Below are 12,607 nucleotides of genomic sequence, written 5' to 3' on the forward strand. Positions count from 1 at the left end.
CGCAACAGCTTTCGCGAATGCCAGCTTGCAATAACATAAATACTCATTATACCAGTTGATGTATTTGCACAAGCGGGACGCGGCAGAAGCGGGAGGAGAAAACGTGATCCGTCTGACCTATCGGATAGAAACCGCAGGCTCGCCCGAGGCCATGGCGCGGAAGATCGCCAGCGACCAGTCGACCGGCACCTTCGTGGCCCTGCCCGGCGAGACGGAGGAGCTGAAGGCGCGTGTTGCGGCGCGCGTCGTCGCCATCCGTCCCCTGCCGCCCGTCGAGCGGGCCTCTTTCCCCGACGAGGCCGGTGGGGCCGGTCTCTTCCACCGGGCGGATGCCGATATCGATTTTCCGATGGATGCGGTCGGCACCGATCTTTCCGCGCTGATGACCATCGCGATCGGCGGCGTGTTCTCCATCAAGGGCATGACGGGCATCCGCATCGTCGGCATGAAGCTGCCGCCGGAATTCGCCGCCGCCCATCCCGGTCCGCAATTCGGCGTTCCCGGCAGTTTCGCGCTGACGGGCGTGACGGGCCGGCCGATCATCGGCACCATCGTCAAGCCGGCGCTTGGCCTGCGGCCGCACGAGACGGCCGAGATGGTCGGCGAACTGATCGAGGCGGACGTCGATTTCATCAAGGACGACGAGAAGCTGATGAGCCCGGCCTATTCGCCGTTGAAGGACCGCGTGGCGGCGATCATGCCGAGGATCCTCGACCACGAGCAGAAGACCGGCAAGAAGGTGATGTATGCCTTCGGCATCAGCCACGCCGATCCCGACGAGATGATGCGAAACCATGATCTGGTGCTTGCGGCCGGCGGCAATTGCGCCGTGGTCAACATCAATTCCATCGGCTTCGGCGGCCTTTCCTTCCTGCGCAAGCGCTCCGGCCTCGTGCTACATGCCCATCGCAACGGCTGGGATATCCTGACCCGCCATGCCGGCCTCGGCTTCGAATTCTCCGTCTGGCAGCAGTTCTGGCGTCTGCTCGGCATCGACCAGTTCCAGATCAACGGCATCCGCGTGAAATACTGGGAGCCGGACGAGAGCTTCGTGCGCTCCTACGAGGCGGTGAGCACGCCGCTGTTTTCGGAAAGGGACGTGGCGCTGCCGGTCATCGGCTCCGGCCAATGGGGCGGGCAGGCGCCCGAGACGATCGCGGCGACGGGTGGCTCGACGGACCTCCTCTATCTGTGCGGCGGCGGCATCGTCAGCCATCCGGGCGGACCGGGCGCGGGCGTGAAGGCCGTGCGGCAGGCCTGGGAGGCAGCCGTGGCGGGCGTGCCGCTTGAGACCTATGCAAAGGACCATGCCGAACTTGCGCAATCCATCGCAAAGTTTTCCGATGGCAAGGCGGCCTAGACCATGACGCGTCCCCTCATCAGCTATTACGGCGACGATTTCACCGGTTCGACCGACGTCATGGAAGCACTCGCCTCGAACGGGGTGGAGACCGTGCTTTTCCTTGATGTGCCGGATGCGGATCTCCTGTCGCGGTTTGCCGGCGCGCGGGCCTTCGGCCTTGCCGGCACCAGCCGCAGCGAGACGCCGGACTGGATGGACGTGCATCTTCGCTCGGCCTTCGGCTGGCTGAAGACGCTCGATGCCGCACTTTGCCACTACAAGGTCTGCTCGACCTTCGATTCCGCCCCCCATGTCGGCAATATCGGCAGGGCCATCGAGATCGGCCGCGCCGTCTTCGGCAAGGCGACCGTGCCGCTCATCGTGGGCGCGCCGCAGATCCGCCGCTACACGGCCTTCGGGGAACTTTTCGCAGCCTATCAGGGGCGCAACTATCGCATCGATCGCCACCCGGTCATGGCGCGCCATCCGGTGACGCCGATGGACGAGGCTAACCTGCTGCTGCATCTCTCGCGGCAGACGACGCTCTCCTCCGCGCTCATCGACATGGTCGCGCTGCTGGCCGGCCCGCAGCCCGAGGACGCCGATATCCTGCTCATCGACGTGCTCGACGCGGCGACGCAGGCCGCCGCCGGCGCATTGCTGTGGAACCGGCTGCGCGAAAGGAGCCGCTTCGCCTGCGGTTCCTCCGGCCTCGAATATGCCCTGATCCCGACCTGGCGGGAGCAGGGCCTGATCGGGGAAAAGCCCCGCTTCCCGGTCGCCGGGCCGGTCGATCGCATCGCCGTCGTTTCGGGCAGCGTCTCGCCCACCACCGAGCGGCAGATCCGCCACGCGCTGGAAAACGGCTTTGCCGGGGTCACGCTCGATCCGCTTGCGCTGTCGGGCGAGGGGAGCGGGGCTGCGGTGGAGGCGGCCGTCGAGGCCGGTCTCGGCGTTCTGCGGGAGGGGCGCAGCGTGGTGCTTTACACCGCGCTCGGACCGGCGGAGGATCGCGGCGGCGCGCTCAATTCCTCGACCGGCGCCCGCCATCGCCTCGGACGTGCGCTGGGACGTATCCAGTCGGAACTCGTCGCGCGTGCCGGGCTTGCCCGCGCGGTTGTCGCCGGCGGTGATACATCCAGCCATGCGCTCGGCGAGATGGGCATTGCGGCGCTTACGCTGAAAATGCCTTTGCCGCAGACGCCGGGCTCGCCGCTCTGCATCGCTCATGGCGGGGCGGCGGATGGCCTCGAGATCGCGCTGAAGGGCGGGCAGGTCGGTGGCGACGACTATTTTTCGATGATCCGCGCCGGCCGGGCCTGATCGCATCGACCGCCATCACCTTGACCGGCAGGCCGCGCGTCAAATCCGGCTTTCCGGCTGCAATGCCCGGATTTGCGAAGGCCTCATGTCGGGAATTGCCGGTAGCACTCCTCCGCGATCTGCTGGAGCCGCTCGCGGGAAATGTCGCCGGTCACCGCGTAGCCGAGGTCGCCGTCGATCCAGTAGAAGGTCTCCACGCCGCTGGCGGCGGCGAAGCGGAAGCTCGTCGTCCGGTTCTCCTCGTTGCGGGCGACGAGGACCGTGACGCGCCGCCCGGTCTCGTCCTCGTACATGAACAGGGCGCCCGGCTTGTCGGTGACGGGAAGGAGGCGCCCGCCGACCAGCTTGAAGCCGATCGCCTTGAGGTCCGGGACCTTCAGGTCGTCGATGGCGAGGCGTTTTCCCAGCCAGCGCGCAAGATGCGCCTCCTCGTCGGCGAAGACCTCCACCGGGTGGCGCACCTCGCTCGCATAGATGAGATAGGCGTTGCGCGCCTCGTGCGGCAGGGCATCCATGGCCGTCGCCGTCGGCGCCTTTTCGAAGAGCATCGGGCCGAAATGGCCGGCAAGGCCACCGAGCATGAAGACGAGCGCGGCCGCGGCCGCCATCGCAAGGCGCGGTGTTGCGGCTTTCGTCGCGGCCCGGTGGCCGACGACGAGCTGGAGATCGGAGGGGCGGGCCGTGGCATAGGCGGCAAAGGCGTCCCGCAGGCCGTCGTTCTGTGCCTGCCAGTCGGACACGCGGCGTGCGGCCTCGGGATTATGGGCAAGATGGGCCTCCACGCGCTCGCGCTCGGCCGCATCCAGAAAGCCGTCGGCATAGGCGTGCAGGTCCGTTTCGGTCACGGGGCGGCTCTCGCTCATCGGGGGCTCCGCAGGTGAATGACGTTTTCGGCTGCCAGTTTCTCCCGCAGCATCTGCCGGGCGCGGGAGAGGCGCGACATGACGGTGCCGACAGGGATATCCAGGATTTCGGCCACTTCCTGATAGGTATGGCCCTCGACGGCGACCAGCATCAGCACGGCCCTTGCCTCCTTCGGCAGGGTATCGAGCGCCTGGACGAGGCGGTTCCTCGCCAGCGGATCGGAGGGCGGCACGCTTTCGGCGAGGCCCTCCGCCGCCTCGATGCCGACGGAGGGCCGCCGGGCAACGGCGCGGCGGGCATTGAGATGCAGGTTGGTCATGATCCGGTAGGCCCAGGCGCGAATGTTCGCACCGCGCCATTGCGTCCGGTGGCTGAGGGCCTTTTCGACACAGTCCTGCAACAGGTCCTCGCTCTCCGCGTCCGATCGCGTCAGGCTGCGGGAATAGCGACGGAGCTGCGGCAGGAGGGCAAGGATCTCGGCGTCGAAGGAAAGGGGCGGGGCAGGAGCGCCCTCCCGCCCGCTGCCCGCCTCGGCGCCATGCGGGTCAGGGCTTTGCGACATCCCAGACGCCGTTCACGCCGTCGCCGGTCGTATCGCCTTCCTTGGTGTCCTTGATCCAGTAGTAGAGCGGCATGCCGTCCTTGGCCCATTGTTTCGCCCCGTCCCTGCGGGTGACGAGGGAATATGCACCCTCCGCCACCGCGTCGGAAGCGGCGATGGCCGGCGGCCAGTTCGTCGCGCACTTGTCGTAGCAGTTCGAGGTGCCGGGCGTGTCGTTCTTGAAGGTGTAGAGGGTCATGCCCTTCTCGCCGGCAAGCACCTCGCCCTTGTCGGTCTTGACGGTCGTGAACGGCTCGGCGGCGAAGGCCGTACCCGCAAGGGCCGCGACGGCGAATGGCACGAGGACTAGGAACTTCATGGTCGTCTCCCATCGTTACGGCGACTTTCCTGAGCCGCCCCTGCCAAGACACCGGTGCCTGCCCGATTATTCCCGGCGCCTTGAAAAAACCGACCGAGAACCGGACAGCGCCTCTTTATCTTTTCCTTACGTCGCCTTCCCGCCTTCCCAATCGAAACCTGATCCCGTCCGCTCCTAGTGTGCCGCCAGCATAAACAGGAGACGGCCATGTCCGATTTCATATTCCTCGCGCTCGGCTGCGCCACGTTCGTCGTGTTCGCCGCCTATGCCCGCGCGCTCGACCGGCTTTGAGGAGGCAACGGTGCTCGAACCCCTTTTCGGCCTTTTCGTCGCGCTTGTCCTCGGCGCCTATCTCGTGGTCACGCTGCTGCGGCCCGAACGCTTCTGATCTTCGAGGAGAAACCCTGATGACCATGATCGGGTGGCTGCAAATCGCCCTCTTCTTCCTCGCGGTGCTCGTCACGATCAAGCCGCTCGGACTGTACATGGCCCGTGTCTTTGCCGGAGAGCGCACCGCGCTGTCGCCGGTCCTCGGGCGCCTGGAGGCCGATCTCTACCGCATTTCCGGCATAAGCCCGAACAAGGAGCAGGGCTGGCTCGCCTATACGGCCTCGATGCTCGCCTTCTCCGTCGCCGGCTTCCTCGCGCTCTACGCGATCCTGCGCCTCCAGGCCCATCTGCCGCTCAATCCGCAAGGCTTTGCCGGCATGGCGCCGGACCTCGCCTTCAACACGGCCGTCTCCTTCGTCACCAACACCAACTGGCAGAACTATGGCGGGGAAACCACGCTCAGCCATTTCAGCCAGATGGCCGGGCTGACGGTGCAGAATTTCCTGTCCGCCGCAACGGGCATGGCGCTTGCCATGGCGCTGACACGGGCCTTCGTCCGCTCGAAGGCCGCAACGCTCGGCAACTTCTGGGTGGATATGACGCGGGCGGTGCTCTACGTGCTGCTGCCGATGGCGATCGTCGTCGCGCTCGCCTTCGTCGCCATGGGCTTGCCGCAGACGCTGGACGGTGCCGTGACGGCGACCACGCTCGAGGGCGCCAGCCAGACGATCGCGCTCGGCCCCGTCGCCTCGCAGGAGGCGATCAAGCAGCTCGGCACCAATGGCGGCGGCTTCTTCAACGTCAACGCCGCCCACCCTTTCGAGAACCCCACGACGTTCTCCAACTATCTCAATATCTTCGCGATGCTGTCGATCTCGGCCGCGCTGGTCTACACGTTCGGCCAGCTCGTCGGCAACCGTCGCCAGGGTTGGGCGATCATCAGCGCCATGGCGATCCTGCTGATTGCCGGCGTCGCCGCCATCTACTGGGCGGAAGCCGCGGGCAACCCGGTCCTGACCGCCCTTGGCGTCGATGCCGCCGCCGGCAACATGGAGGGCAAGGAAGTGCGCTTCGGCCAGGCGATGACCGCGCTTTATGCCGCCGTCACGACCGGCCTTTCGGATGGCGGCGTCAACGGCATGCACGGCTCCTTCACCGGGCTTGGCGGTCTCGTGCCGATGTTCCTGATGCAGCTCGGCGAGGTCTTGCCGGGAGGCGTCGGGTCCGGTCTCTACGGCATGCTCGTCTTCGCGCTGCTTTCCGTCTTCGTGTCCGGCCTGATGGTCGGCCGCACGCCGGAATTCCTCGGCAAGAAGATCGAGGGCCGCGAGATGAAATATGCCATGCTCGCCGTGCTCGTCCTGCCGCTCGCCATCCTCGGCTTCACCGCGATCTCCGCCATGCTGCCCCTGGCCGTCGCCAGCATCGGCACGGCCGGCCCGCATGGCCTGTCGGAAATCCTCTATGCCTATACGTCCGCGGCCGCCAACAACGGCTCGGCCTTCGGCGGGCTGACGGGCAACACCGTCTGGTACAACACGACGCTCGGCATCGCCATGCTGCTCGGCCGCTTCGCCTATGTGGTGCCCGTCATGGCGATCGCCGGCTCGCTGGCGGCCAAGGTGAAGGTGCCGCCGTCGTCCGGCACCTTCCCGACGGACGGGCCGCTCTTCGTCGGTCTCCTCATCGGCATCATCCTCATTCTCGGCGGCCTGCAGTTCTTCCCCGCGCTTGCCCTCGGCCCCATCGTCGAGCACCTGGCGATGCTTGCCGGCCAGACCTTCTGAAGGAACAGACCATGTCAAAGGACCACCACGCGCCGGGCCTTCTCGACCCTGCCATCCTCCTGCCGGCCGCGCGCGACGCTTTCGCAAAGCTCGATCCGCGCCAGCTCGTGCGCAATCCGGTGATCTTCGTCACCGAGGCCGTCGCGGCCGTCGTCACCGTGCTCTTCCTGCGCGATCTCGTCACCGGCAGCGCGCAGGCCGGCTTTTCGGGCCAGATTGCCGCCTGGCTCTGGTTCACCGTGCTCTTCGCGACCTTCGCGGAGGCTGTTGCCGAGGGGCGGGGCCGTGCCCAGGCCGACAGCCTGAAGCGCACGAAGTCGGAACTCGTCGCCCGGCGGCGCACGGCTTCCGGCACGGTCGAGACGGTCCCGGCCACCAGCCTTGCCATCGGCGATATCGTGCTCGTCGCCGCCGGCGAGCTCATTCCCGGCGACGGCGAGGTGATCGAGGGCGTCGCCTCGGTCAATGAGAGCGCGATCACCGGCGAATCCGCTCCCGTGATCCGCGAATCCGGCGGCGACCGCTCGGCCGTCACCGGCGGCACGCAGGTGCTTTCCGACGAGATCACGGTGAAGATCACCGTCGCGCCCGGCTCCTCCTTCGTCGACCGCATGATCGCGCTCATCGAGGGTGCGCAGCGGCAGAAGACGCCGAACGAGATCGCGCTGTCGATCCTGCTTTCGGGCCTGACGCTGATCTTCCTCTTCGTCTGCGTCGCCATCTGGGGACTTGCGGGCTATTCCGGCACGGTGCTGACGGTCACCGTACTCGCCGCCCTTCTCGTCACGCTCATCCCGACGACCATCGGCGGCCTTCTCTCGGCCATCGGCATTGCCGGCATGGACCGCCTCGTGCGCTTCAACGTCATTGCCACCTCCGGGCGCGCGGTGGAGGCGGCGGGCGACGTCGACACGCTGCTGCTCGACAAGACCGGCACCATCACCTTCGGCAACCGCATGGCGAGCGACTTCCTGCCGGCACCGGGCGTAAGCCCCTCGGACCTGGCCGAAGCCGCGCTGCTTGCCAGCCTGTCCGACGAGACGCCCGAGGGCCGGTCGATCGTGGCGCTTGCCACGGGTGAATTTTCGGTGGCGATGCCGCGGGTGCGCTTCGATGCCGTGATCGAGTTCACGGCAGAGACCCGCCTTTCCGGCATCGATCTCGGTGGCCGGCGGCTGCGCAAGGGTGCGGTCGACGCCGTGCTGCGCTTTGCCGGCCTTCAGGAGGACGATGCGCCGGCCGAGTTCCGTCGCGCCGTCGAGACGATCGCGCGCAGCGGCGGCACGCCGCTCGCGGTTGCCGATGGCTCGCGCCTGCTCGGCGTCATCCACCTCAAGGACATCGTCAAGCCGGGCATCAAGGAGCGTTTCGCCGCGCTGCGCGCCATGGGCATCCGCACCGTCATGGTGACGGGCGACAACCCAGTGACGGCCGCGGCCATCGCCTCGGAAGCCGGCGTCGACGATTTTCTCGCCCAGGCGACGCCGGAGGATAAGCTCGCCTATATCCGCCGCGAACAGCAGGGCGGCCGTCTGATCGCCATGTGCGGCGACGGCACCAACGACGCCCCGGCGCTCGCCCAGGCGGATGTCGGCGTCGCCATGCAGACCGGCACGCAGGCGGCCCGCGAGGCGGCGAACATGGTGGACCTCGATTCCAGCCCGACCAAGCTCATCGAGATCGTCGAGATCGGCAAGCAGTTGCTGATGACGCGCGGTTCGCTGACCACCTTCTCGATCGCCAACGACGTCGCCAAATATTTCGCGATCATTCCGGCCCTCTTCGTCGCCACCTATCCGGCGCTCGATGCGCTCAACATCATGCACCTCGCCTCGCCGCAATCGGCCATCCTCTCGGCCGTCATCTTCAACGCGCTGATCATCGTGGCGCTCATTCCGCTGGCCCTGCGCGGCGTCGCCTATCGTCCGGCGGGGGCGGCCGCACTACTGCGCCGTAACCTCCTCGTCTATGGTCTCGGTGGCCTTGTCCTGCCTTTTGCAGGCATCAAGGCTATCGATCTTGCCGTCAGCGCCCTAAATCTGGTGTGATCATGCTGAAACAACTTCGCCCGGCCCTCTCCCTCGTCCTCGCCCTGACGGCGCTTCTCGGCCTTGCCTATCCGCTCGCCGTGACCGGCATCGCGCAGGCCTTGATGCCGGCTGTCGCCAATGGCTCGCTCGTTGAAAGGAACGGGGTGGTGGTCGGCTCCGACCTGATCGGCCAGGCCTTCGCCTCGGACAGATATTTCTGGCCGCGTCCTTCGGCGACGGGGCCGGAAGCCTACAACGCGGCTGCCTCGTCCGGCTCGAACCTCGGAACGACCTCGGCCAAGCTCAGGGATCGTGTCGCGGCGGATGTCGGCCGGCTGACGGCGACGGGCATGGCGGTGCCGATCCCGGCCGATGCGGTCACGACCTCCGGTTCGGGCCTCGATCCGCATATCTCGCCCGATTTCGCGCGGGCGCAGGTCGCGCGGGTTGCAAAGGCGCGGGGCATGGAGGAAACGACGGTCGAGGCGCTTGTCGGGCGGCAGGTCGAAGGCCGGCTCCTGGGCGTGTTCGGCGAACCGCGGGTGAACGTGCTGCAGCTCAACATGGCGCTCGACGCGCTCGGATCATGAGAAGACGAATGGCGGACGACGACAGCCGCAGGCCGGACCCCGACACATTGCTTGCCCTGGCGGAGAAAGACCGCCGGGGCAAGTTGACCGTTTTCCTGGGGGCCGCTCCCGGCGTCGGCAAGACCTATGCCATGCTGTCGCGCGCCGGCCGCCTCAAGGCCGAGGGCGTCGATGTCGTCGTCGGCCTCGTCGAGACCCATGGGCGCGGGGAGACGGCCGCCCTGCTGGACGGGCTGGAGGTTCTGCCGCGAAGACAGATCACCCATCGTGGCCGCGGGCTGGAGGAATTCGATCTCGACGGTGCGCTTGCCCGCCGCCCGCGCATCGTGCTCGTCGACGAGCTGGCCCATTCCAACCCGGAGGGAAGCCGGCATCCCAAGCGCTACCAGGATATCGAGGAGCTGATCGCGGCCGGCATCGATGTCTGGACGGCGCTGAACATCCAGCATCTCGAAAGCCTTGCCGACCTTGTCGCGCAGATCACCGGCGTCACGGTGCGCGAACGCGTGCCCGACGTCGTCCTGAAGAAGGCCGACGAGATCCTGCTTGTCGACCTGCCGCCGACGGAGCTGATCGAGCGGCTGAAGGAGGGCAAGGTCTACCTGCCGGACAGCGCCAGCCGCGCCATCGACCGCTTTTTCCGGCTGGGCAACCTGACGGCCTTGCGCGAGCTTGCGCTGCGGCGCACGGCCGACCGGGTCGACGACCAGATGGTCGATTATCTCAAGCAGCATGCGATCGAAGGCCCCTGGGCGACGGGCGAGCGCCTGCTCGTCTGCGTCGGGCCGGACGACTTGTCGGAAAAGGTCGTGCGCGTGGCGAGCCGGCTTGCCTCCGGCCTCAATGCACCCTGGATCGTCGTGTCGATCGAGCGGGCGGACCGGGAGGTCGGCACGACCGAGCACCTGCATCGCATCGAGGCGCTGTTCCGGCTCGCCGAGCAGCTTGGCGCGGAGACGCGCCGGGTGGTCGGCAACGATTTCGTCGAGGAGATCCTGAAGCTGGCGCGCCGTGAGCACGCGACGCAGATCGTCATCGGCGCCCGGCGCGATCGCGGCTGGCGGCGGTTCGTTTCGCCGTCCCTGCCCGATGCGCTCTCGCGCAAGGCGGCCGGCCTCGGCGTCTATTTCGTGACGCCCGACAGGAAGGAGAGGGCGCCGGTGCCGGCGCGGCTTGCGCTTCCGGCCATCGCTTCGTTCCGGCAATCGGCGCTCATCGCGGCGGCCTTCGTCGTCGCCACGGCGGCGGCGGGCAAGCTGGTCTATCTCTTTGCCGAGCTGCCGAACATCTCGCTGCTCTTCCTGCTTGCCGTGCTCGGTGCGGCGGTGCTGGGCGGGTATGCCTCCGCCTTCATCGCTGCCTTCCTGTCGGCGCTCGCCTACAACTTCCTCTTCATCGACCCGCTGCACACCTTCACGATCACCGCGCCGCACGAGGTGTTCGCGCTGATCGTCTTCCTGTCGGTCGCCATCATCGCCGGCGGCTTCGCCTCGCGCATCAAGGAGCAGGCGGAGGTCGCCCGCGTGCGCGCAACGGCGCTGCAATCGCTCTACGATTTCTCGCGAAAGCTTTCGACGACGGGCAAGGCCGACGATGCGAACTGGGTGGCGGTGTCGCATCTGCAGGCGAGCCTCAAGCGCAATATCGTGCTGCTCCTGCCGGAGAAGAACGATCTCAAGGTCGCCGCCGTCTGGCCGCCGGATACCGAGCTCGACGTCACCGACTTCACGGCGGCGCGCTGGACCTGCGACAAGCAGGAGAAGGCCGGCTTCGGCACCGGTACCCTGCCGAACAGCCGCTTCGAATTCCGCCCGCTGATGGGGCCGCACGGTCTTGTCGGCGTCTGCGGCATCCAGCAGGGAGAGGAGCGCCTCGACCTCAATGCGGAGCGGGCGCTGTCCGCCATCCTCGACCAGACGGCGATCGCGCTCGACCGGGCGCGGCTTTCGGAGGAGAGCGTGATGCAGGCGGCAAAGCTCGAGGGCGAGCGCTACCGGGAGGCGCTGCTCTCCTCGATCTCGCATGACCTCAGGACGCCGCTCGCCACCATCATGGGTGCCGTCACGAGCCTGCGCCAGCTCGGCGAGCGCATGACCGCCGAGAGCCGCGACGATCTTCTGCAGTCGATCGAGGAGGAGGGCAGCCGCATGAGCCGCTTCGTCTCCAACCTGCTCGACATGACGCGCATCGAATCCGGCACGCTGAAACCCAAGGGCGACTGGGTCGACGTCTCCGACGTCGTGCAGTCCGCCGTGGAGCGAGCGCGCAAGTATTTTCCCGGCAAGGTGATCGAGACCGGCATTGCGGCCGACCTGCCGCTCATCGAGGGCGACAGCGTGCTGCTCGGCCAGGTTCTGTTCAACCTGCTCGACAATGCGGTGAAATATGGCGGCGGCGAGCCGGTCAATGTCTATGCGCGGCGGGACGGGCAGGATGTGCTCATCTCCGTCACCGATCTCGGCAGGGGCATTCCGCCGGCCGAGATCGACCGTGTCTTCGAGAAATTCTACCGTCGGGGCAGGCCGGACGGCCGCGCGCCGGGAACGGGCCTCGGCCTCTCCATCGCCCGCGGCTTCGTCGAGGCGATGGGCGGCAGGATCCATGCGGAAAGCCCGGCGGTGAAGAAGAAGGGCACGCGCATCGTCATCCGCTTCCCCGCGGGTGAAAAGGCAAGGACTGGCAAGGCGACATGACGAACGAGCGCATTCTGGTGGTTGACGACGAGCCGCAGATCCAGCGGTTCCTCAAGCCTGCCCTCAAGGCGGCGGGCTACGACGTGGTGGAGGCGGCGACCGGCGGCGAGGCGCTGAAGGCGGTGGCGACGGCCGCGCCCGATCTCGTCATCCTCGATCTCGGCCTGCCGGACATGGACGGCAAGGAGGTCATCACCAGCCTGCGCGGCTGGACGCAGATCCCGATCATCATCCTCTCCGCCCGCGAGCGGGAGAGCGAGAAGATCGCCGCCCTCGATCTCGGCGCCGACGACTATATCGAAAAACCCTTCGGCATCGGCGAGCTCACTGCCCGCATCCGCAATGCGCTGCGCCATCGCGAGCGGGCGGAGGCGGCCCCGGCGACGCTCGTCACCGATGGCCTCGTCATCGACACGGTGCGGCGGCTGGTGTCGCGAAACGGGGAGGCGATCCGGCTGACGCCCAAGGAATACGATCTCCTCACGCTGCTCGCGCGGCATGCCGGGCGGGTCGTCACGCACAAGACGTTGCTGACCTCCGTCTGGGGGCCGGCGCATGGCGAGGACCTGCATTATCTCCGCGTCTTCATCGGCCAGCTACGCCAGAAGATCGAGCGCGAGCCGACCCGTCCGGCCGTCGTGCGCACGGAACCGGGCGTCGGATACCGGCTCGTCGTCGAGGGCGACTGAGTTTCTAGAGCATTTCCGGTGAACCGGAAATGCTCTCGA

Annotated in this window: 11 protein-coding genes; 8 read left to right on the forward strand and 3 right to left on the reverse strand. The window is 67.2% G+C overall.

Annotation, left to right across the window (positions count from 1 at the left end):
• Nucleotides 1-103: 103 nt before the first annotated feature.
• Together oiaX and MUU56_RS24280 are read left to right on the forward strand one after the other, a co-directional pair.
• A complete protein-coding gene (gene oiaX / locus MUU56_RS24275) occupies nt 104-1,360 on the forward strand; it encodes a 3-oxo-isoapionate-4-phosphate decarboxylase OiaX (protein ID WP_244769846.1) in 1,257 nt (418 codons plus the stop codon).
• Nucleotides 1,361-1,363: 3 nt separating this feature from the next.
• A complete protein-coding gene (locus MUU56_RS24280; protein WP_244769847.1) occupies nt 1,364-2,665 on the forward strand; it encodes a four-carbon acid sugar kinase family protein in 1,302 nt (433 codons plus the stop codon).
• An 83-nt stretch (nt 2,666-2,748) separates the two neighbouring features.
• On the opposite strand, the gene MUU56_RS24285 is transcribed toward MUU56_RS24280, so the two are convergent.
• From MUU56_RS24285 to MUU56_RS24295, 3 genes are read right to left on the reverse strand one after another with little or no spacing between them, the layout of a single operon-like run.
• Entirely contained in the window at nt 2,749-3,528 is a 780-nt protein-coding gene (locus tag MUU56_RS24285; RefSeq protein WP_244769848.1) for an anti-sigma factor family protein, read from the reverse strand.
• Nucleotides 3,525-4,091: an RNA polymerase sigma factor gene (locus tag MUU56_RS24290; RefSeq protein ID WP_244769849.1), complete on the reverse strand. Its 567-nt coding sequence runs from the start codon at nt 4,089-4,091 to the stop codon at nt 3,525-3,527. Before MUU56_RS24290 ends, MUU56_RS24285 begins: the two co-directional genes overlap by 4 nt.
• Nucleotides 4,075-4,449, reverse strand: coding sequence for a COG4315 family predicted lipoprotein (locus tag MUU56_RS24295; protein WP_244769850.1), 375 nt, complete (start codon nt 4,447-4,449; stop codon nt 4,075-4,077). Before MUU56_RS24295 ends, MUU56_RS24290 begins: the two co-directional genes overlap by 17 nt.
• 265 nt (nt 4,450-4,714) lie before the next feature.
• On the opposite strand from MUU56_RS24295, the gene MUU56_RS24300 reads away from it, so the two are divergent.
• Genes MUU56_RS24300 through MUU56_RS24325 form a run of 6 tightly spaced genes read left to right on the forward strand, consistent with a single transcriptional unit; the run spans nt 4,715 to nt 12,568 of the window.
• Complete coding sequence (locus tag MUU56_RS24300; protein WP_244769851.1) at nt 4,715-4,837, forward strand: potassium-transporting ATPase subunit F; 123 nt, start codon at nt 4,715-4,717, stop codon at nt 4,835-4,837.
• A gap of 19 nt (nt 4,838-4,856) precedes the next feature.
• Nucleotides 4,857-6,566 (forward strand): potassium-transporting ATPase subunit KdpA, encoded by a 1,710-nt coding sequence (gene kdpA, locus MUU56_RS24305; protein WP_244769852.1) that lies wholly within the window; start codon nt 4,857-4,859, stop codon nt 6,564-6,566.
• A gap of 11 nt (nt 6,567-6,577) precedes the next feature.
• Nucleotides 6,578-8,614, forward strand: a complete 2,037-nt coding sequence (gene kdpB, locus MUU56_RS24310) for a potassium-transporting ATPase subunit KdpB (protein WP_244769853.1) — start codon at nt 6,578-6,580, stop codon at nt 8,612-8,614.
• Between the two features lie 2 nt (nt 8,615-8,616).
• On the forward strand, nt 8,617-9,186 hold the full coding sequence (kdpC, locus tag MUU56_RS24315) for a potassium-transporting ATPase subunit KdpC (RefSeq protein WP_244769854.1): 570 nt from the start codon (nt 8,617-8,619) through the stop codon (nt 9,184-9,186).
• Nucleotides 9,187-9,194: 8 nt separating this feature from the next.
• Nucleotides 9,195-11,879: a sensor histidine kinase gene (locus tag MUU56_RS24320; protein WP_244769855.1), complete on the forward strand. Its 2,685-nt coding sequence runs from the start codon at nt 9,195-9,197 to the stop codon at nt 11,877-11,879.
• Nucleotides 11,876-12,568: a response regulator gene (locus MUU56_RS24325; protein WP_244769856.1), complete on the forward strand. Its 693-nt coding sequence runs from the start codon at nt 11,876-11,878 to the stop codon at nt 12,566-12,568. Before MUU56_RS24320 ends, MUU56_RS24325 begins: the two co-directional genes overlap by 4 nt.
• Nucleotides 12,569-12,607: the final 39 nt, after the last annotated feature.

The organism is Shinella yambaruensis, assembly GCF_022899355.1.
GTDB classification, from domain to species: Bacteria; Pseudomonadota; Alphaproteobacteria; order Rhizobiales; family Rhizobiaceae; genus Shinella; species Shinella yambaruensis.